Raw genomic sequence first — 20,925 nt, 5'->3', positions numbered from 1 at the left:
TCAAATGCGGGAATTTAAAAAAATTGGGATTATCTTACCATTTCTCTTTCTCAGTGGCTGTGTGTCTTCACCAAACACACTGAAGTCACTCCCAAAATGTGATGGATATTCTAAACGTCCACTCAACAGATCAATGTGGAATTGGGAAGGGAAAAAACCCACGCCCACGCCAATCATCATCAGTAACAACACCCCTTCACCCCTAAAAGAAGGGAAGCTGGAAACGCTTCTGGCACAAAAATTAACGGATGAAGAAATCAAATCTTACAAAAATTGCGGGCAAAAAGCATGAAAGAAAAAGACATAGAACAATACATTGCTGAAGCACGCTCGTTTGATCAAGATCGCATGCTCGCCTCACGCCGCACCACCCGCGTCTCGCTTGCCATTGCCGGCATCGCGGTTGCTGTTGCAATAATGTCTTCTCTCGCGGTCATCACCCTCACGCCCCTTAAAACCGTGGAACCTTTTGTCATCCGTGTGGACAATTCAACCGGCATTGTTGAAGTTGTGGAAGCCTTAAAAGAAGGTCCCACCAATGTCGACGAAGCAATCACACGCTACTTTGCTGCAAAATATGTCCGCTCCCGTGAAGGCTTCACCACAGAAGAAACACAACACAACTTCCAAACAGTCTCTCTCCTCTCTTCTTCTGAAGAACAGGAAAGATTTGCCAGCTGGTATGGAGCAAGAAATCCCCAAAGTCCTCAAATTCTCTATAAACACGCCACCGTTACAATAACAATAAAATCAATCTCCTTTATCAATGACGATGTTGCCCAAGTGCGTTACTACAGAACCATTCATGACAACGAAACCAAAAAAGAATTCATCACCCACTGGGTTGCAACACTTACCTTTGAATACATCAATGCCCCTATCTCTGTCCAAAACCGTTTGATAAATCCTCTAGGGTTTATTGTTAATGAATATAGAACCGATCCGGAAGTGGTCAACTGATCATGACAAAAAAAATTCTTTTTCTCATTCTTAACATCGCTATTACCCTTTCTCCTATAGCCTTGAGCCATGCCAGTATTTTTCCCACCCGTGCGCCAAGCGATAGCCGCATTCGCTTTATCAACTATGATGCCTATAATGTCACAAAAATTATTGGCTCTATACGCTCATCGGTACAAATAGAATTTTCTCCCAATGAAGAAATTGCCCATGTGGCAATTGGCAACAGCGTTGCATGGGAAGTCGCTCCCGCTGGCAATATTCTTTTCCTTAAAGCGCGGGAAGTCCAACCCATTACCAATCTCCAAGTCGTCACCACAAAGCTTGATGGCTCAAAGCGCTCCTATCAATTTGAACTCATGGTCAAAGATGGGGAAATTTCATCTGGACAAGAAACATATTTCCTTGTGAAATTTCGCTACCCACAAGAAGAAGCAGAACAAAGAAGACTCGCAGCCCTTATGCGACAAGAAAAACAACAAGCCCAGCGTATTGATAATGTCTTCAACGCTTCTGAAACCTACGGACCACGCAATTGGGCTTACACCGCTCAAGGATCAAGCACGCTCGAACCCGCCTCCGTTTATGACAATGGCAAAACCACAACATTTACATTTCCAGACAACCAAGAAATCCCTGCCATTTACATTGTCAGCAATGACGGTACAGAATCGCTGGTTCCCAAAACCACAAGAGGCAACATGGTGATTGTCCATGCCATTAGCGCACGCTTCACCCTAAGACAGGGAAGAAACGTCCTATGCGTCTTTAACGAAGCCTATCAACCAAAAGGCACCAATCCAAATACCGGAACAACCTCACCATCTGTTGAACGTAAAATTGCATCAGATCTTTAAATAAGCGGGAATTGAAGGGGACAACTTATGAGTGATAAACCAATCATCGAAGATCGAGGATCTATTGGGGATGGCAAAAACAATAGCGCCAAAACCGCCGGCAAAAAAATAGTTGTCGCAATCGCCTGTATAGGAATCTGCGGCTATGTACTCTGGAACATCTTATCCACCCCCACAGAACAAAAAGACACCGCAAAACCTCATAAAAAACAAGCACAAAACTTTCACAATTCCCTCGCCCCTTTAGAGCTCGCGCCCTCTGACCCGCGTGCAAACATAGCACCAATAACCTTACCACCCCCACAACCACTCGCACAAGAACCCAAAAAAGATGACCCATTACTTGATGCCGCAAGACGCGCCCCTGTTTTAGCTTTTGCCAAAGGCTCTCAATCTCAATTAAAAGACATTGTCAACACGACTCTCAACCCCTTTGACAAACTCCATGCCCTTGAAAATCTCGCGAATGCGCAAAATTCTCCTGCCCTTCAAGACACACAAAATTTTGCGACCCTATTAAAGCCTACCAAAACAGAAGAAACAAAAGCAAAACTCATCGGCAATAGAAACTTTATCATCGCCATGGGAACCTCTATCCCCTGTATCTTAGAAACCGCATTAAACAGTGAGCAACCAGGCTTTGCAAGCTGCATCATCAACCGTGATATCCTCTCTGACAATGGGCGCGTTGTTTTGCTTGATAAAGGAACCCAAGTGATTGGCGAATACCGCGGAGGGATAAAACAAGGTCAATCTCGCCTCTTTGTACTCTGGACAAGAGCAAAAACCCCAACCGGTGTCATCATCGACCTTGCCTCACCCGCAACCGACAGTTTAGGCAGAGCTGGGTTTGATGGCAACATCAACACCCATTGGTGGGAACGCTTTGGCTCTTCCCTTTTGTTGACCGTTATTGATGGTGCCACAACCGCCCTAACAAATAAAATAGTAGGCAATTCCAATAAAGAAGGTTCAAACAACTCTGGAGGCGGCGGTTTTGAAGGCACAAACAACACTGGAAAAGATGCCGCCAGTATTGCCCTTGAAAATCAAATCAATATCCCTCCTACCTTAGAAAAATTTCAAGGCGAACTCGTCAACATTTTCGTAGCAAAAGATCTCGATTTTTCCTCTGTCTATAAACTAGTCGTAAAGAGCAAAAGAAACCGCTCTACTCCCAGCTATTCCTTTTTTCATTCTCAAGTTCAATAAAAGCCAATAAAGTCACATTATGCCATCAGCAAAAAATGCAGAACGCGCCTCCATCGTCTTAACAAAATTAAAGATCTTAGATGACTTCCTCAATGATGAAAATTTATTTGAAATTGTTGTCAATCGCCCCGGTGAAGTAATCGTTGAGGGTCCCAATGGTTGGCAAACCCACATCTTAAAAGAACTAACCTACAGCGAACTAGAAGGGATTGCGAAAGTTGTTGCTGCCTACACAACACAAAAAATCAGTGTAGAAAACCCCGTTCTCTCCGCAACACTGCCAAACAACGAACGCATACAAATTGTTATGCCTCCAGCTGTTGCAGCCAATACCATCAGTATGACCATTCGTAAACCTTCATCACGCACTTTTTCTCTTGAAAGTTTACATGAAAACAATCTGTTTTCTGTCGCCCAAAACACCAGTTTCACACCCGCGCAACAAATGACAGAACGGTTATCCGAACTCTCTGATACAGACAAAGAGCTAACAGATCTCTTTATCGCCAAAGACTTTTGCAACTTTTTAGAAAAAGCCGTTATTACACAACAAAATATCTTAATATCGGGCAAAACCGGTTCTGGGAAAACAACCCTCTCTAAAGCTTTAATTGCAAAAATCCCTGAATATGAACGAATTCTCACCATTGAAGACACGCCAGAACTTGTCGTTCCGCACGCCAACAAAGTCCAACTCTTTTATTCAAAAGATAACCAAGGCTTAGCAAAAGCAGGCGCAAAAGAACTGCTTGAATCAGGATTACGCATGCGCCCCGACAGAATCCTTCTACAAGAGCTGCGTGATGGTACAGCCTTTTACTACATCCGTAATGTCAACTCTGGTCACCCCGGCTCCATTACCACCGTCCACGCCTCAACAGCCCTTGCAGCCTTTGAACAAATGACCCTTCTTGTCAAAGAAAGTGACGGTGGTGGTAATTTAGCACGCGATGATATCCGCGGCTTATTAATCTCGATGATAGATGTCATCATCCAATGCAAACGCCTTGAAGGCAAATTTCGTGTAACAGAAATCTATTACGACCCTTTCAAACGCCGTGATGCCTTTTAAAAAAAACGCGACCCTCACACCCCTTTTATACCAATAGAGCTTTCTTAAAAACACGATTATAAGCGACGGATATCATCGCGTACTAAATTACCACCATAGCTTCAGATTCATTTTCAATAATCGAAAGCAAAAAGCAAAAAGAAGTAAAAATATCATCCCCATTCCCAATCACGAATGCGCCCCACACAAAAACCACAACGTGCCGAAAATGATATCTATAACCCAATATCTTTTCTGATTTTTTTTGACATCAACATTTGCAGGAATATCGATACAAAATTTAGTGACATCCACTTCACCTTTAGCTTCAGACAAGAGCTTCACAAACACCTTTTAATATACCAGATCCTGCTTTATTTGTCTTATCCATTATTATTCTTTTCGATATTCATCAAGGCGCAGTATAAAAATTTTCTTCAACGCATTCCTCTCTGATTTTGCCAAATTGCCTCAAGATGATTAACTGTAAACATCTTCAATCAACACCGGAATATTTTGACCACCCCAAAAGGATATAACCCTATATCCCCCTCTTTTACCCTTATGCTTTTAAACCTGACATTCCCTAGCTTCCTCTCGTACCTTCCACAAGATCACCAGCATCTGAATGAGTAGCAATAAAAGAAACAATATCAAATAATTCTTCAAGCGATATGCCTTCTTCTTTTGCAGAAATTCAATAAGCTGCCATTTCAATCACAGTTTGCATACATCATTCAATATACGGAAACACCCATAACGATAATGATGTAAATTAAAAGCTAATTTGAAGTGAATGATCAGAAATATCAAATAACCAAATGACGAAACAAATCTTTCTTATCTTTAGCAATACATATCTCTTAACCCTTGTCACTTTTCTCAAAAGTTTTAAGCGTTTCCGCATAAGGAATATACATATCAAACGGCAATCCCTTTTCATAAACAACTTTTATCAAAACAATACGGATAAAATCAGACACCGTAAGTCCTAAATTTGCTAATATTTCACCGGATTTTTTTAACGCCTATCTATGCGGGATCGTATAACATCTTTTGTCACACCCACATTAAACCTCCTTTGATTACCTCTCTTTTACCGTATGGTTTAATAGGGCTTATACAGCATAAGACTTATCCTTGCCCTCACCGTATCACATCTCTTGATCTTGCACGCGCTATTGCGTTGATTTTCTCCTGTTGTCTCTGTTGCAAAAACTTAACTGCCATTTGAAGCTCTTTTATGCGTTCTTTATTATAAGACTGTTCTTTGGGGATTGCTTTTGATAAATCAAAACCATATTTATGAATGGCATCATGTCCAAAACGTTTATCTAAAACACTTTGTAGCTTTAAAAACTCTTGATTAACCTGCTCTGGTATCTTTGAATAACTATCACAACCAGCTTCAACATTTTTCATAAAAGTCACTGCTTCTTGTGAAAGTGAGGGGACTTCAACTTTTAACTGTTCACGCTCCCGTGTAACACTATCCATATGTGTCTCATAAGAATTCTTATAAAAGGATTGAAGCGCTCTCATAGTAGAAACAGCAAGAGGAACATGATAAAGCGCTTCTTTTCGTTCTTTTCCTGTAGCCTTCAATTTATCGATAAAACGATCTGACCCACGCAATTCACCCGCTCTATCAGGTTCCCTTTCCAAAATATCAGGAAGTTTATCGCCTTTACCTGCTAAAATCGTTTGCTCAATCCTAAACGCAGCCTCTTGTGGATCTCTATAAATAAATGCTAAACGACTGTTTAATTTTTTAAACATATCAATGTAAGATTTTTTATTTCTAAGGGCGCTTAGCACCTTCTGTTCTAGATTAGAGTTATCCGTATAAGCCGTAAGGTATGGCTCTCGTTCTGTTGCTTTTGCAACAACATTCAAATCATTTTGTAATTGTTCAAGTTCTTCTTTTTGACGTTTAGCAAAACTTGTCTTTTCTCTATCCCAAGGAGTTTCAATCTTCTCTTTTTGTTGTTCCAAGCACTCTTTATTAAGATCAACGCCAAAAGCAATATTTTTGCCAATACCTTGAGAAACATCATCCCTTTTATTTTCTGTAAACTTGGTAAGGTTCTTATAGATGAGTGCAGACAGATATTCTGAATTACCAAAATGTGCTTCAATTGACGCACGTGTCATTTCTTGTCGCTCAATACCCTTCCAGTTGATATGGTAACCAGCTTCACGAGCCAGTTGCACCATAAATTCACGCTGAGTACGCCCATTCCCCTCTCGAAACGGATGCAACGCATTCAACTCGCCCATGTAATACCCAGCCCTTTGGCTAAAGTCATAAGCGCCAAGACCACACAAATACTGTTCTTTTGCAAGCTTTTGTGTAATCTTCGGTGCATAACTTTCAATCTGATTATAACTAGCAAACATACTATTGCCTTTGGCAATATCCACTAAACGAACTTGTCCCGCCCATTCATATATGTCACCAAACAGTCTTCTATGGATCTCTTTCATGTAATTCAGATCAAACTCACCACGAATAGGAGTATGTACAAATTCGAAAGATTTTACATAAGAAATCGTAGATTCTACACGTTGCAGTGTGGCTTTGTCTTTAATACCAAGCCGATTATACATCACACCAGTTTCATGATCAGTATAAGGATCACCGCTCCCCTTATACTTCCCCACGTTTTACCCGCTCCATATAATCTTTGATGATATCACTTATTTCAAGCTCACCTATAATATAACGCTCTACTTGAGCAACAACCAGCGGATCTGGCTCTAATCCCTCTAAACGTTGGCTTGCCAATGCATTTTCAGCATAGAAGCGACGCAGCTTAATTTCCTCTTCACTCAACATATTAAAACCCTCATTCGCTTATATTTATTATAGCCAAACAGACTACAGAAACAAGATTTTATTCCTTATCTTACCGTGTTCACATCTTTTGATTTTGTACGCTCATACGCATGATTTAGCTCTTGTATACGTCTCTGTTGCAAAAACTTAACTGCCATTTGAAACTCTTTTATGCAATCTTGATCATGAGACTGTTGTTAAGGATTTTTTTTGATAGATCATAATTTGTTTGCATAGCGAGCCAAGCACATGCTGTGCTTACACCAGACATTTCAAGCCTAATAGCAAGATTAGCACTCATAGCGGCTTTTCCATTTAAAACTCTAGAAAGTGCCACTCGAGAATACCAAGCCGCTCTGCTGCTTCATTAACGGATAAACCAAGCTCTTTGATCACATCTTCACGCAATAATTCACCTGGATGTGAAGGATTCTTCATCATTGTTTGGATCTCCTTTTTAATGATAATCCAGATAATCAACCATTTCGACATCTATGCTATCGAAGCGAAATATTACACGACAATTTCCATTTACGGTAACTGACCAATAACCTTCGAGAACGCCCTTTAGTAGATGTAATCAAAAAGACGGAAAATTGAAATCATTTGGCGATATAGCAACTTCAAAGGCACCTAGAATACGCTTTAATTTTTGAGCATGGGCGGTTCTAAACCCTTTAGTCGTACCAGTATTATAGCAGGCTTCAATCCTTTTATGTTAAAATCTTAAAAGCATAAATTAATATAGAGTGTAACCCTCCAAGATACAAAAAATGTTCATTATTTTTACATCACAGGGCTTTTTTTACTTTATAAACATTAGAACTGTCGTGAAAAAATTGATCATTCTCATCTCTTTCTAATTATTCTACTCATTATCGGAAAAGTATAAGTTTATAATTAGGGGAGCTAAACGTAATAAGAGCGCATCATATCCCCAATTGGCAGCTGCGCTTAGAAACATCAAGATGATATAACCAATGACCATTGCTGTTTGATGTTCATAGGGCGCTGCACCCGCTGTATATCCAGTAAAAAGAATGAATAACAATAATAAACTCCCCCCTACTCTAAACTCTGTTAAAATAATAACCAGTTTACGAACAAGCAAAAGAAGGCATGGTTTTAATATCTTACGAACTATAGAACACTCTACGCATTATAGTTATTAGAACTCTATTTTTCTCTTTTTTATTTAATTGATTAGTAGATAGAGTATCCATTACCGTTATTACATCACTAACATAGCTACCATACCTTTTGTAATTGCCAAAATCCCGCATTACAATAAGAGCTCTATCAAAAGATGATCTGATAATTTTCTCAAAAAATTCAAGATTCCTCAAGTGCAGTACCCATGCGTACATCATGATGGATAATAACATCCATCAACTCTGTCACGACCGTGTCCAATACTTCTCGTGCATCGCCTTCAGCCATAAGGCGGATAAGCGGCTCAGTTCCAGAAGCGCGGATCACCAGCCGTGCCTCTTTTCCCAATTGTTGCGTTGCTTTATCGATTGCCGCTTTGACTGGATTTTTTTTCAGTACATTTTTATTTTTAATCGTTACATTTTTTAAAATTTGCGGTACAGGTTCAAACCGTTTACACAATTGGCTCATAGGGCTTTGACTTTCTTTCATACAGGCTAAAATCTGCAATGCAGCCACCAAACCATCACCCGTTGTACCAAAATCACTAAGCACGATATGCCCAGAAGCCTCACCACCAACATTATATCCCTTTTGGCGCATGGCGTCGACAACATAACGATCTCCAACATTTGTCCTTACAAGGTGCAACCCTTTACTGTTCAAGAAACGCTCCAGTCCAAGATTTGACATAATCGTTGTGACAACACCATTGCACCGTAATCGTCCCATTTTATGCCAATTTTCAGCAATTACAGCAATCAACTGATCTCCATCAACCGTTTGTGCTTTTTCATCAACAATGAGAACACGATCTCCATCTCCATCAAGAGCAATCCCCACATCAGCACGCACTTCATGAACTTTTCGTTTTAAAGAGCTTAAATCGGTTGATCCACATTTTTGATTAATATTGGTACCATTAGGCTCATCATGAATAGCAAAAACCTCAGCCCCCAATTCCCATAAAGCACGGGGAGCAGCTTTATAAGCAGCTCCATTGGCACAATCCACAACAATACGCAAAGCATCTAAGCGAACATCACGCGGCAAAGTTCGTTTAGCATATTCAATATAACGATAAATATCCCCCTCAACCCGTTTTGCATAACCAATTTCAGAAGAACTTGCTAAAGACTTTGAAAGATCTGTATCGATCAATTGTTCAATTTTCGCTTCCATATCATCTGAAAGTTTAAAACCATCAGGACCAAAAAGTTTAATTCCATTATCATAGAACGGATTATGAGAAGCAGAAATCATCACCCCAAGATCCGCTCGCAAAGAGCGGCAAAGCATTGCAACAGCAGGTGTTGGCACTGGCCCCAATAAAAAAGCTTCCATTCCCGCAGCAGTCAACCCTGAAACCAAAGCATTTTCCAACATATAGCCAGATAATCGTGTATCCTTGCCAATCACCACACGACGCGATTGATGTTGTGAGCGAAATAAAACCCCTACAGCCATCCCCACCTTCATGGCAAAATCGGGTGTCATAGGAAATGAATTGGCTTTCCCCCGAATTCCATCTGTACCAAAATATTTTTGCACCATGCCTCTTTCCTTTAATATATAACTCTTCCCTTGGCTTTTCTTTAAAACCCTAACAAGCCCCCTTGGTACAATAGGCCCCCTCCCCATATAAAATCAGATCATTGGTCTAAACCTTCATGCATTTAGACAATCAAGAACCCTATTCACCATCTACACATCTAAACCCCTCTCAACCAATTATGTTTACACCCTCACACATACAAGCAATATTATCTCCTCAAAATGCTTTACACATCTCTTGAACACAACCAAAGGATAATCTCACACATTTGCTAAATCCGTAAAGAAACCCAGCACCTAACCTCAAACCTTACCAAATCCGCAAGGAAATCTATCGCCTAGCCTCACACCTTGCTAAATCCGTAAAGGAAAATACCACCTCGCCTTATAGCCTGCTAAAACTGTCATCATACAACAGCTTTGCTTAATTTTTTGCTTCCATATTTTTGCAAATATTACATTAAAGGCGCAAGCTTTGCTTGCGCCTTTCTCAAAGAATTTAGAAATTTTCCTAAAACATCGTTACTCAAGCGTTATTAAACAGTTCTTATTTTTCTTTATCATCTCCCGCAGTACTGGACTTCTTTTCAGCATTACTTTTAGAGCGGTTGACTGATTTTGTGGTACCTTTTGTGCTTTGCGCTTTTTTCTCAGTCTCATCCGATTGCACTTCTTTAGACTGAGCCTCCTTAGGCTCAACATTACCGGATTTTGCTGTTTTTTTCCCAACAGCTTCCTCTGCTTTACCTGCCTTGCCTTTATCGGTCTCTGCTTTATGAGGGGCTGCTTCAGCATCTTTTTCATCTACCACTGTTGTCTCTGTCTTCATTTTTCCAGTTTTTGGAACAGAAGATCCCCGTGGCGCAGCACCCTCATCTTTCTGTGTGCGTGAAGGAGGCTTTCCTGCAATAACTTCGTTAATTTCAGCTCCCGTTAAAGTCTCATATTCCAACAAACCTTGTGCCAAAGCAAACCATTCTTTTCTTTTTGTTTTCAAAATGTTAGTCGCATTTTTATAGGCATCATCAATAAGCTTACGCACTTCCATATCAATCATGCGCGCTGTTTCTTCAGAGACATTTTGTGTTCGCGCAACAGAATGACCCAAAAAGACTTCATCTTGGTTATCGCCATAAGCTACATTTCCAAGCAGATCAGAAAATCCCCACCGTGTGATCATTGCGCGCGCCAATTTAGTTGCTTGCTCAATATCAGAAGAAGCACCGGATGTGATATTTTCCTTTCCAAACTTTAATTCTTCAGCCACACGTCCACCCATCATAATGGCCAAACGAGAAATCATCCATCGATAACTCATGGAATAGCGGTCACCTTCAGGCAATTGCATCACCATTCCCAATGCTCTTCCCCTTGGAACGATTGTTGCTTTGTGGACAGGATCAGCAACCGGCACATTAAGAGCCACAATAGCATGTCCTGCTTCGTGATAAGCAGTGAGTTCCTTTTCCTCTTGTGTCATAGCGGTTGAACGACGTTCAGCCCCCATCATCACCTTATCTTTGGCATCTTCGAATTCTTGCATCGTGACAACTCTTTTATTACGGCTCGCAGCCATAAGAGCAGCTTCATTTACCAAATTCATCAGGTCCGCACCGGAAAATCCTGGTGTTCCCCTTGCCAAAATTTTTAAGTCAACGTTAGGTGCTAAAGGCACGTTGCGCACATGCACTTTCAAGATTTGTTCACGCCCAGAAACATCAGGATTTGGCACAACAACTTGTCGGTCGAAACGCCCTGGTCTTAACAACGCGGGATCAAGCACATCGGGACGGTTTGTTGCAGCAATAAGAATAATACTTTCATTGGGCTCAAACCCATCCATTTCGACAAGCAACTGATTTAAGGTCTGTTCACGTTCATCGTTTCCACCACCAAGTCCAGCCCCCCGATGACGTCCAACAGCATCGATTTCATCAATAAAGATAATGCAAGGTGCGTTTTTTTTAGCCTGTTCGAACATATCGCGCACACGGCTCGCCCCAACACCAACAAACATTTCAACAAAATCAGACCCTGAAATGGTAAAGAATGGCACATTAGCTTCACCTGCCACAGAACGTGCTAGCAAAGTTTTACCGGTTCCTGGAGGACCAACAAGCAAAACACCGCGTGGAATACGCCCCCCTAAGCGTTGAAATTTTTGTGGTTCACGTAAAAATTCAACAATTTCTTGAAGATCTTGCTTTGCTTCTTCAACGCCAGCAACATCTTTAAAGGTAACACGTCCTTGCGCTTCATTAAGCAATCTCGCTTTTGATTTCCCAAATCCCATTGCACCGCGTGATCCATTTTGCATTTGCCGCATAAAAAAGACCCACGCCCCCACGATAATAATAACAGGCAATAAGGAAAAGAGAAGATTGAGGAAAATGCTATTTCCAGAGCTTTCAGGAATAGCTTTAACATTAACGTTTTTGCTTTCCAATTTTTGTATCAAACCTGGATCACGAGGAGCATAGGTTGAAATAGCTCTATGTTCAATGGTTTGTCCTGTTAATTTTTGACCTTGAATGGTCACAGATTTCAACTCATTATTCTCAACTTTTTGCAAAAATTCAGAATAGGAGACTTCTCCACCACCAGAACGCTGACTATCTCCATTAAAGAGAGAAAACGACACAATCAAAATGAAGGCAATAACTCCCCAAATGAGGAGAGAGCGGTAATTGGAATTCATATTCAGCCCACTTAATCAAATATAGATTTCAAACAGTTCCCCTTAACATATAACCTTGTCAGCCCCTTGCCAAGGGATGAGAAGCTGTTTATTTTCTTTTAACGTAATTTTCCTTTATCTTTTCACCTCAATATTAAAAAAAGGTTCCACAATATTTACCACAGCAGCATCTTCTCGTGAAGAAAGCCAATCGAAAGGTGCCATAATCCGCTTGATTATAACATGTTTATGAACAACTGCTTGAGAAATCAACTCTGGAATATCATACCCTTTGTGATTTGAGATCATCAGCAGCGATTGTAAAGAGGGAAAATGAGGCTTTTCAAGCTCAAAATCGCTATTTTTCAATAAAAATTTCAGCTGTTCTAAATTTGCGGCTCCAATCTTTATAGCCTCAGATCCATGATTTGTGATCTGATAGCGCCCATCCCATATAAAAGTTTTATCTGGCTCAACGATAGCCTCTTTCATATTCCGCCCTTCACGCCACAAAGAAATTCCGTACTTGTTATATTCAATAACAGAGCCCGCATAAGTAAAACGCTTCTTTTCTGGAGAATCGAGACAGAGTTTTTGAACAAGCATGCTTAATTTTTGATTGGGAAGCAAATAAAATCCCCCTCCCATCAACACCGCAAAGAGCCCCACCACAAAAGGAAAACTGGAATGTTTCTGTAAAAATAGCGCAGGCTTTGCTATGAAACAACGCCCATGTTTAACAGTAATATCCAGCGCTAAGATCAAATCAGCAATATTTTTCGCTTGTTGACGACGCTGCAATGCGGCTTCATTTATTTTTTGAGCAATATAAGCCAATTTTTCAGGATGAAGAGATTGACGCACGCGCACACGTTCAAAATTGCGATCTTCATTGGTTGGATCATCAATCCATGTTTGTCCTTGTAAGCGTAAATAATTCCGTAATGTTTGGCGTTTTACACCAAGGAGCGGCCGAATTAAACGCACTTTTCTATGCAACAACGCCTCACGCGGAATACAGGATAAACCACGCTCATATAGGGGACCATAGTTTTTTTCGGCAATATTTTTTCCCGTTTCTCTGGCATGATCCTCATCATGTATACCTTCGGCTTCACCGCGCAAAACACCGGCAAAACCACTGGAATAAACCTCATCACGCATGGCACCAACTTCACCGTGCAACGCACCTCTATTTTTTTGGAGACGTTGATACCGCATTTGATAGGTTTCAACCTGATCATTGAGTGTATGGCCCGTCATAATAACTGATGCGCCTTGTTTTTGTGCTTCTTTAACCAAGAGATCATAGCGTGCAACACGAGCACTGGAAGCAATATGCGTCTTTGGTTTTTCACCTTCCCACCGCACAGCAATATGTTTAATGTGATGGACTCGACAAATTTTCGCAACAGTTTCTACTTCACGCGTTGATTCTTTACGCAATTGATGATCAACCGTGACAACAATCATTTCTGGAGGAACTGAGAGAGTTTCCAAATGCTCTTTGACCAAAAACATCAAAGCCAAAGAATCACTTCCCCCTGAGACGGCAAGAATCAACTTCTGACACTGAATAAAATCCGATGTTTTAAAGAGATTTCTTGCCAGTCTAACGCACACCGAAAACAACCTCGCTATTTATTTTGCAGGTCTACAAAAAATAGACTCTAATGTTTTTTGATGTTTTGATTTTTTCAAAAAATGAGCACAATCGTCTTTATTTGGCTCAAGAGCGATCATACTTCTTGCTAATTTCAGCAAAATCTCGGAGGTATAGAGCTTCTTTTTATCTGCATACCATGCGGTAAGATAAACTTGCGCTGCTTCATGATAGCGTTTTTGTCCCAACAAAGATTCAGCCAACCAAAATAAAGCATCATCACTCAAAGAATCTTTTTTGTAACGATTTTGAAAAGCGCAAAAGCTTTTTTCAGCATCAACATAGTTGGCAGAACGAATAAAATCATACCCTTCCTTATACAAAGCTTTAGAAGAAGAAAGATTGTCACTCTGATGTGCTTCAATTGGAGCACTTACTTCATGCACTTTGTTAAAATAATGTTGACTGTTTTCATGATCATGGCTCTCCACCTTAGCTTCCACAGCAGCAACCTTTGTCTGATCACCTGTACTATGCTCCTGCTCTATCTCTTCTTTTACAGTCTGAGATTTTTCATCCACAGCGGACTTTTCAAAAGAGCAAGAATAAACGGACGGGGATTTTTTATCAAAAAGCCCATGAAACTGCTTGTTAACATTTTTTAGATTGTTATGCTCAAGCACCATTCGTATCTTATGCAAAAGCTTATCTAAATCATAATCTTTAAATAAAGCCTGCTGATTCTCTAAAATAATCCCTTGGTGCTCCACAACACTAGTGGCTTTTTCCTCCGCGCTAGATGCTGCTTTATCAGCTGCTTCAGGTGCTTTCTTCACTGCATCAATAGCCTTATTAACAGTGTCAGTGGCTGTTTCCTCCACGCTAGATGCTGCTTTATCAGCTGCTTCAGGCGCTTTCTTCACTGCATCGATAGCCTTATTAACAGTGTCAGTGGCTTTTTCCACCACATCAGATGCTGCTTTATCAGCTGCTTCAGGTGCTTTCTTCACTGCATCGATAGCCTTATTAACAGTGTCAGTGGCTGTTTCCACCGCGCTAGATGCTGCTTTATCAGCTGCATCAGGTGCTTTCTTCACTGCATCGATAGCCTTATTAACAGTGTCAGTGGCTGTTTCCACCGCGCTAGATGCTGCTTTATCAGCTGCATCAGGTGCTTTCTTCACTGCATCGATAGCCTTATTAACAGTGTCAGTGGCTGTTTCCTCCACGCTAGATGCTGCTTTATCAGCTGCTTCAGGCGCTTTCTTCACTGCATCGATAGCCTTATTAACAGTGTCAGTGGCTTTTTCCACCACATCAGATGCTGCTTTATCAGCTGCTTCAGGTGCTTTCTTCACTGCATCGATAGCCTTATTAACAGTGTCAGTGGCTGTTTCCACCGCGCTAGATGCTGCTTTATCAGCTGCATCAGGTGCTTTCTTCACTGCATCGATAGCCTTATTAACAGTGTCAGTGGCTGTTTCCTCCACGCTAGATGCTGCTTTATCAGCTGCATCAGGCACTTTCTTCACTGCATCGATAGCCTTATTAACAGTGTCAGTAGCTTTTTCCACCACATCAGATGCTGCTTTATCAGCTGCATCAGGTGCTTTCTTCACAGCATCAATAGCCTTATTAACAGTATCAGTGGCTTTTTCCTCCGCGCTAGATGCTGCTTTATCAGCTGCTTCAGGTGCTTTCTTCACTGCATCAATAGCCTTATTAACAGTGTCAGTGGCTTTTTCCTCCGCGCTAGATGCTGCTTTATCAGCTGCTTCAGGTGCTTTCTTCACTGCATCGATAGCCTTATTAACAGTGTCAGTGGCTTTTTCCTCCGCGCTAGATGCCTTATCAACTTCATCAACTTTATCCGTATCATGTGCAGGATATTCGGAAGCCCTTCGTGCCGCACTTTGAACAAGTGAAGTAGAACAAGCTATGAAAACCGCCATATAAAAGAGTGTTTTCCAATTGATTTTACGATACATTCCTTTTTCCCCTTAAGAGCTTATTGAATAGTTGAAACAAACAATCTTCTTTTTAATGACTATTCATGTCACTCAACGTTGTCACAGCACGTCGATTTTGATTCCAACAGGAAATATCATCACAGACCGCTACAGGTCTTTCTTTTCCGTAAGAAATTGTTTGAATCCGTTGTTCAGACACACCTAGAGACACCAAATAGTTTCGCACAGCAACAGCACGGCGCTGTCCAAGTGCCAAGTTATATTCACGTGTTCCCCTCTCATCAGCATGACCTTCGATCATAATAGAATAATAAGGATAATGAAGCAACCATTCCGCTTGGCGCGTTAAAATACGTTCAGCATCAGCATCAAGTGAAGAAGAATCGAGACTAAAAAACACGCGATCACCCACATTAACCGTAAATTCTTGTCCTGAGCCTGGTGGCACCTGATTCAAACCAGCATCATTCATATAAGCGCCATTCATACCGTTAAGTGCACCGACATTTTTTTTGCCACACCCAGCCAAGCATAGTGCGAAAAAAAAGAGGACAGCTAAGGAATGAGAGAAGGTTTTTTGGGTAGAGCGCATAGTCCGTTTCTCCTTGAGTGTCGTAAAGAAGGGTAAATTCTTAAAAATATTTTCAAGAATAACCGTTAATTCCTAATGAAGACGAAATTTTTCTGTTTTTTTGGTCATCATTTTTATTTTTGAGTCTCTGCCAATTTTTCTTCTCTCCAGCCACTCCTCTAACATTTCCATAAGAAATGTTTCCCTTATACGTCATGGCTTTTTATGCATCATCTTGATCTTGACGATTTTTTTGCAGCGCGTTCAGCTTTGCAAAAACTTTATCAGCATCAAAAGTCTTATGCAGATTTTCTTCACTCTCATTTTCCTCTAGGGCAGCGTTTTCCGTCACAGAAGCGGGAAGCAACGACCTATCTTCTTCTGCAGCAACAGGGCGATTTTTCGCCGCACGCTGGAGCTCAAAATCTAAATCGATTTGCGAACACAAACCAAGTCCTACAGGATCAAGAGGAACCAAATTTGCACTATTCCAATGGGTTCTAAGGCGGATTTGTTCAATTGTCGCTTTTGTTGTCCCAATCAACCGTGCAATTTGTGCATCTTTCAACTCAGGATGGTTCGTAACCAACCATAGGATACCATTGGGACGATCTTGGCGTCGAGAAAGAGGGATATAGCGCGCCCCTTTGCGTTTTTTTTCAGGAATATGCACCCTAGATTGAGAAATTTTCAAGCGTGCGTTTTGATCAGCCTCCACCCGTGCAATTTCACTGCGCGTCAATTGCCCAGAACTAATCGGATCTAAACCTTTAATACCATAAGCCGCATCACCATCGGCAATAGCTTTTACTTCCAAAACATGCAATTTACAAAATTCTGCAATCTGATCAAAAGAAAGAGCTGTATTATCAACCAACCAAACAGCTGTTGCTTTGGGCATCAAAAGTTGCGTTGCCATTTTTTATAAATCCTCTTCTGCGCCTCTTCTATGAGGCCGGTTACCGCCCACTCAAGAGCACTAGAACTTTTTATATGTTAGGTCTCTCCAACCACTCCTAAAACAAAGCGAGGCATGGAATAAACCATTTTGCCATGAGATTACATTCTGTTATAGCGTTATTTTTGCTCAACGACAAGAGATCTCTCTTGTAATGATCCTCAACTAAGGTGTCTTTACCTTTAAGATGAATTTTCTTATAAAGGGTTTATTCGATTACTTCACCTCATGCTGTGGCACATTTATTCTGGTGGGATGCGTGTTTTGTCGCCTTAAATTCTAAAGAGTATCCAACTGGAAAGAAAGCCCTAAAATAGGAAGGAAAACTATGGCTGGCCATTCACAATTTAAAAATATTATGCACCGTAAAGGGCGTCAAGATGCAATGCGCTCGAAAATATTTTCTAAACTTGCGCGGGAAATTACCGTAGCAGCAAAACAAGGTGCTCCTGATCCAGCCATGAATCCACGTTTAAGGCTGGCTGTTCAAAATGCCAAAGCACAATCGATGCCGAAAGATAATATTGAACGCGCGATTAAAAAAGCTTCAGGTACCGATGTCGAAAATTATGATGAAGTACGCTATGAGGGCTATGGACCAGGTGGCGTTGCCGTCATTGTTGAAGCTTTAACTGATAACCGCAACCGCACCGCTTCAAATGTGCGCGCCGCCTTCACAAAATCAGGAGGAGCCCTAGGAGAAACAGGATCGGTCAGTTTCATGTTTAATCGGATTGGTGAAATAATCTATAAGCCAGAAGCAGGGACAGCCGATAACATCATGGATGCAGCAATTGAAGCCGGTGCTGAAGATGTGCAATCAGAAGAAACCGGACATCATATTACCTGCGCATTTGAAGATATTGGTGAAGTTTCCAAAACACTTGAAGCAAAACTTGGTGAAGCAGAATCGATTAAAACGATTTGGAAAGCCACCACCCTTGCACCAATAGATGAAGAAAAAGCTTTGTCCGTTTTACGACTGATTTCAACATTAGAAGAAGATGATGATGTACAAAATGTTTATGCCAATTTTGATGTCAGCGATGAGATTTTGGCAAAATTATCTGTATAATTCCTATCATTTGCACAAGCCCTCTCTTCATTCATGAGGGCTTCAAAAGCATCTGTCACCTCGCCTCTTTATCCGCACATATAAAAGCCCCGCGTCAATAGCGGGGACTAACCATTGGTGCAACAAGAAAACCGCCATTAATTCCAGAAAACATAACCCAAAAAAGAAAGCATAAAAAACTCTGTAGCCTCACGCCTTTCTTACATGCCCCAAAGATTATCCCTATAACCCCTCTCTATTTAATCTTTTTGTTCTTTAAGATTAACCTCCCCACCCTCAAGTAATGAAGATGATCTGGTCTGTAAACAATTCGGATTTTCTTGACGTATTCCTATAACGAATCACTCATGGAATTCATTTGAAACTTAAGGCTCAAAAAATACACACTCCCCTAAATATTCGCCATGCACTTAAAAAACACTTAAATATCTCAAGGAAGTTTATATGCCTTATATCGCCACACCTCAAATGACAGTGTTTTTACAACATCACAGAATAAAAATAAGCAAATGGAAAGCCAGAGCTGATTGTTTAGCAAAGTATTATCCAAAAAGCCGATATATCTCTCTAATCCGTTGCGGATAAATTTTTGACTTTATAGCATTAACTTTATGGCATCGTATGTTTCATAAAATAATGTCATTTATCTTAAAAATCTGTCCTTTTGCTATTACCGATCAATCAATATTCTGACCTAAAACAACAGCGTACTTGAATAAAACACATCAGAGAGCAGCAGAAAAACACCCTTGACAAGAGTCTGGACTCTTCGCAAACCAAATCAAAGAGGAAGTCAAAAAAACATAGAGAGACACTTTGAATAAAAAGTTGAAATCTAGAGACCTCAGAATTTTCTGACTATATTTTTTCAAGATGTTGTTTTTGAATTTTTTAAGCATTTTCCCCCAAGGAAATTCTATTGTCGATAAACAACCGTAGATGATAGATGAAATCTACATAACTCCCCATGCCCACTATAATCGATTCCTTCTTTTAAATAATTAAAGACAATTGAGATTGTGTAAACTTGAAACTGTATAGACTATATTCCTTCTATGTTCTGTTTTTAAGCATTTTGTTTTACTGTATATTGAGCAATGGCGACCATGCTGGATCCGAAGCATCATTGGGGGTGGGTAATTGACGTTCATTGCGTCCTGTAATGTCAATCGTATAGATTTTTGGTCCCATACCGGGATTTTTGCGAAAGAACATCAGCACACGACCATTGGGTGCCCAAGTTGGTCCTTCATTGTGAAACCCTGTGGTTAAAATTCGTTCTCCTTGTCCATCAGGGCGCATAACACCGATAGAAAATTGTCCGCTTAATTGTTTTGTAAAGGCGATATAGTCACCCCGTGGAGACCAAATAGGTGTCGAATAACTCCCCTCGTTTGAAGAAATACGCTGAATATCACTCCCATCCGCATTCATTTTATAGATTTGCGGCTTTCCACTACGATCTGAGGAAAAGACGATTTGTTTTCCATCCGGTGAATAAGAAGCAGAAGTATCAATAGCAGAAGTTGTTGTAAGTCGCGTCATCGTACGGGTTCGTAAATCCATGGTGTAAAGATTTGCACTGCCATCATTTTGTAACAAACTCATAATGACCTTTTGTCCATCAGAAGAAAAACGCGGAGCAATTGTCATGTTATTAAACGTTCCGATCAACTCTCTTTGTCCCATTTCAATTTGTTGAAGATAAACATGAGGTACTTGATTGTCCTCATAAGCCATATAGGTCATTTCTTGTCTTTTTGGGGAAAAACGTGGTGTGAGCACCAATTCACTTCCATCAGACATATAAATCAAATTTGCGCCATCTTGATCCATCATTGCTAAGCGTTTAATGCGTGCATTTTGGGGGCCTGTTTCATCGATAAAAACAATTCGTGTATCAAAATAACCACTTTCTCCTGTCATCTCACTATAGATCTCATCTGCGATCATATGTGCCACACGCCGCCAACGTTCTGTCGCGGTATAAAAACGCCGTCCTTTCAATTGTCTTTGTCCAAAAACATCCCATAAACGAAAATCGACCCTCAAACGTCCATCGATTTCTCTCATGACTTGCCCCGTAACTAAACCTTGCGCTTTTATTTTCTGCCAAGACGCAAAATGCGGTTGTTTATTAGGATTAGAAATATTTTCAAGAAAATTTTCTTTATTAAGCGGTAAAAAAAGCCCCGACCGCTCAAGATCGGCTGTCACCACAGCAGATATTTTCAACCCAATCGAATCATTGGAAATAAAGTCTGTAATTGCAATGGGAATGGGATTAAAATCAGCGCTCGAAATAGTCCCTTTCAATTGCGCATAGCCCGATGAAATACTTGAAAGCCACAACCCACAAGTGACAATAAACCAAGCAAAAACTTTATGTCTCGTTATAGTCATCATGGAATGTGTCCTTTCGTTAAGCCAATTTATTTTTTCTCAT

17 protein-coding genes and 2 pseudogenes are annotated in these 20,925 nt (G+C 40.6%); 6 read left to right on the top strand and 13 right to left on the bottom strand.

The window, feature by feature from the left end; all coding sequences use genetic code 11:
* Nucleotides 1–4: 4 nt before the first annotated feature.
* The 5 genes from ACFIK8_RS01750 to virB11 are packed head-to-tail and all read left to right on the top strand — an operon-like array spanning nucleotide 5 to nucleotide 4,101.
* Nucleotides 5–292, top strand: coding sequence for a type IV secretion protein VblB7 (locus ACFIK8_RS01750; protein ID WP_208439391.1), 288 nt, complete (start codon nucleotides 5–7; stop codon nucleotides 290–292).
* Entirely contained in the window at nucleotides 289–960 is a 672-nt protein-coding gene (locus ACFIK8_RS01745) for a virB8 family protein (RefSeq protein ID WP_375661702.1), read from the top strand. Before ACFIK8_RS01750 ends, ACFIK8_RS01745 begins: the two co-directional genes overlap by 4 nt.
* Nucleotides 961–962: 2 nt before the next feature.
* On the top strand, nucleotides 963–1,817 hold the full coding sequence (gene virB9, locus ACFIK8_RS01740) for a P-type conjugative transfer protein VirB9 (RefSeq protein WP_375668890.1): 855 nt from the start codon (nucleotides 963–965) through the stop codon (nucleotides 1,815–1,817).
* Nucleotides 1,818–1,844: 27 nt separating this feature from the next.
* Nucleotides 1,845–3,029: a type IV secretion system protein VirB10 gene (gene virB10, locus ACFIK8_RS01735; RefSeq protein WP_375668889.1), complete on the top strand. Its 1,185-nt coding sequence runs from the start codon at nucleotides 1,845–1,847 to the stop codon at nucleotides 3,027–3,029.
* Nucleotides 3,030–3,048: 19 nt separating this feature from the next.
* Nucleotides 3,049–4,101: a P-type DNA transfer ATPase VirB11 gene (gene virB11, locus ACFIK8_RS01730; protein ID WP_375668888.1), complete on the top strand. Its 1,053-nt coding sequence runs from the start codon at nucleotides 3,049–3,051 to the stop codon at nucleotides 4,099–4,101.
* Between the two features lie 842 nt (nucleotides 4,102–4,943).
* On the opposite strand, the gene ACFIK8_RS01725 is transcribed toward virB11, so the two are convergent.
* From ACFIK8_RS01725 to ACFIK8_RS01670, 12 genes and pseudogenes are all read right to left on the bottom strand, one after another.
* Entirely contained in the window at nucleotides 4,944–5,063 is a 120-nt protein-coding gene (locus ACFIK8_RS01725; RefSeq protein ID WP_375644463.1) for a hypothetical protein, read from the bottom strand.
* Nucleotides 5,064–5,226: 163 nt separating this feature from the next.
* Nucleotides 5,227–6,744, bottom strand: a complete 1,518-nt coding sequence (vbhT, locus tag ACFIK8_RS01720; RefSeq protein WP_375668887.1) for a type II toxin-antitoxin system protein adenylyltransferase VbhT — start codon at nucleotides 6,742–6,744, stop codon at nucleotides 5,227–5,229.
* Entirely contained in the window at nucleotides 6,731–6,919 is a 189-nt protein-coding gene (locus ACFIK8_RS01715; protein ID WP_375668886.1) for an antitoxin VbhA family protein, read from the bottom strand. The genes vbhT and ACFIK8_RS01715 overlap by 14 nt, the downstream gene beginning before the upstream one ends.
* Before the next feature lie 169 nt (nucleotides 6,920–7,088).
* Nucleotides 7,089–7,360 (bottom strand): annotated as a pseudogene (locus ACFIK8_RS01710) (HigA family addiction module antitoxin).
* 16 nt (nucleotides 7,361–7,376) lie between these two features.
* Nucleotides 7,377–7,487: pseudogene (locus tag ACFIK8_RS01705) on the bottom strand (type II toxin-antitoxin system RelE/ParE family toxin); the annotation flags it as partial.
* Between the two features lie 300 nt (nucleotides 7,488–7,787).
* A complete protein-coding gene (locus tag ACFIK8_RS01700) occupies nucleotides 7,788–8,030 on the bottom strand; it encodes a hypothetical protein (RefSeq protein WP_375668885.1) in 243 nt (80 codons plus the stop codon).
* 221 nt (nucleotides 8,031–8,251) lie between these two features.
* Nucleotides 8,252–9,625, bottom strand: coding sequence for a phosphoglucosamine mutase (gene glmM, locus ACFIK8_RS01695; RefSeq protein ID WP_375635540.1), 1,374 nt, complete (start codon nucleotides 9,623–9,625; stop codon nucleotides 8,252–8,254).
* A 547-nt stretch (nucleotides 9,626–10,172) separates the two neighbouring features.
* A complete protein-coding gene (gene ftsH / locus ACFIK8_RS01690) occupies nucleotides 10,173–12,323 on the bottom strand; it encodes an ATP-dependent zinc metalloprotease FtsH (protein WP_375635539.1) in 2,151 nt (716 codons plus the stop codon).
* A 114-nt stretch (nucleotides 12,324–12,437) separates the two neighbouring features.
* Nucleotides 12,438–13,925, bottom strand: coding sequence for a tRNA lysidine(34) synthetase TilS (tilS, locus tag ACFIK8_RS01685; RefSeq protein ID WP_375635538.1), 1,488 nt, complete (start codon nucleotides 13,923–13,925; stop codon nucleotides 12,438–12,440).
* 18 nt (nucleotides 13,926–13,943) lie between these two features.
* Entirely contained in the window at nucleotides 13,944–15,893 is a 1,950-nt protein-coding gene (locus tag ACFIK8_RS01680; RefSeq protein ID WP_375668884.1) for a tol-pal system protein, read from the bottom strand.
* A gap of 52 nt (nucleotides 15,894–15,945) precedes the next feature.
* On the bottom strand, nucleotides 15,946–16,467 hold the full coding sequence (gene pal / locus ACFIK8_RS01675; protein WP_015856939.1) for a peptidoglycan-associated lipoprotein Pal: 522 nt from the start codon (nucleotides 16,465–16,467) through the stop codon (nucleotides 15,946–15,948).
* Between the two features lie 202 nt (nucleotides 16,468–16,669).
* Entirely contained in the window at nucleotides 16,670–17,365 is a 696-nt protein-coding gene (locus ACFIK8_RS01670; RefSeq protein WP_375611764.1) for a DUF1013 domain-containing protein, read from the bottom strand.
* A 367-nt stretch (nucleotides 17,366–17,732) separates the two neighbouring features.
* On the opposite strand from ACFIK8_RS01670, the gene ACFIK8_RS01665 reads away from it, so the two are divergent.
* The gene (locus ACFIK8_RS01665; protein ID WP_005774608.1) at nucleotides 17,733–18,479 is read left to right on the top strand and encodes a YebC/PmpR family DNA-binding transcriptional regulator; all 747 of its coding nucleotides are present in this window, start codon (nucleotides 17,733–17,735) and stop codon (nucleotides 18,477–18,479) included.
* Nucleotides 18,480–19,559: 1,080 nt separating this feature from the next.
* On the opposite strand, the gene tolB is transcribed toward ACFIK8_RS01665, so the two are convergent.
* Nucleotides 19,560–20,885, bottom strand: a complete 1,326-nt coding sequence (tolB, locus tag ACFIK8_RS01660) for a Tol-Pal system beta propeller repeat protein TolB (protein WP_015856942.1) — start codon at nucleotides 20,883–20,885, stop codon at nucleotides 19,560–19,562.
* Nucleotides 20,886–20,925 lie beyond the last annotated feature (40 nt).

This window comes from Bartonella sp. MR168JLCBS (genome assembly GCF_042194175.1).
This window is presented reverse-complemented; position numbering and strand designations above follow the sequence as displayed.

Bases quoted from the DNA above. Each gene is read 5' to 3' on its own strand.
- ACFIK8_RS01750 (WP_208439391.1), top strand. From the start codon at position 5: ATGCGGGAATTTAAAAAAATTGGGATTATCTTACCATTTCTCTTTCTC.
- ACFIK8_RS01745 (WP_375661702.1), top strand. From the start codon at position 289: ATGAAAGAAAAAGACATAGAACAATACATTGCTGAAGCACGCTCGTTT.
- virB9 (WP_375668890.1), top strand. From the start codon at position 963: ATGACAAAAAAAATTCTTTTTCTCATTCTTAACATCGCTATTACCCTT.
- virB10 (WP_375668889.1), top strand. From the start codon at position 1,845: ATGAGTGATAAACCAATCATCGAAGATCGAGGATCTATTGGGGATGGC.
- virB11 (WP_375668888.1), top strand. From the start codon at position 3,049: ATGCCATCAGCAAAAAATGCAGAACGCGCCTCCATCGTCTTAACAAAA.
- ACFIK8_RS01715 (WP_375668886.1), bottom strand. From the start codon at position 6,919: ATGTTGAGTGAAGAGGAAATTAAGCTGCGTCGCTTCTATGCTGAAAAT.
- glmM (WP_375635540.1), bottom strand. From the start codon at position 9,625: ATGGTGCAAAAATATTTTGGTACAGATGGAATTCGGGGGAAAGCCAAT.
- ftsH (WP_375635539.1), bottom strand. From the start codon at position 12,323: ATGAATTCCAATTACCGCTCTCTCCTCATTTGGGGAGTTATTGCCTTC.
- ACFIK8_RS01680 (WP_375668884.1), bottom strand. From the start codon at position 15,893: ATGTATCGTAAAATCAATTGGAAAACACTCTTTTATATGGCGGTTTTC.
- pal (WP_015856939.1), bottom strand. From the start codon at position 16,467: ATGCGCTCTACCCAAAAAACCTTCTCTCATTCCTTAGCTGTCCTCTTT.
- ACFIK8_RS01670 (WP_375611764.1), bottom strand. From the start codon at position 17,365: ATGGCAACGCAACTTTTGATGCCCAAAGCAACAGCTGTTTGGTTGGTT.
- ACFIK8_RS01665 (WP_005774608.1), top strand. From the start codon at position 17,733: ATGGCTGGCCATTCACAATTTAAAAATATTATGCACCGTAAAGGGCGT.
- tolB (WP_015856942.1), bottom strand. From the start codon at position 20,885: ATGATGACTATAACGAGACATAAAGTTTTTGCTTGGTTTATTGTCACT.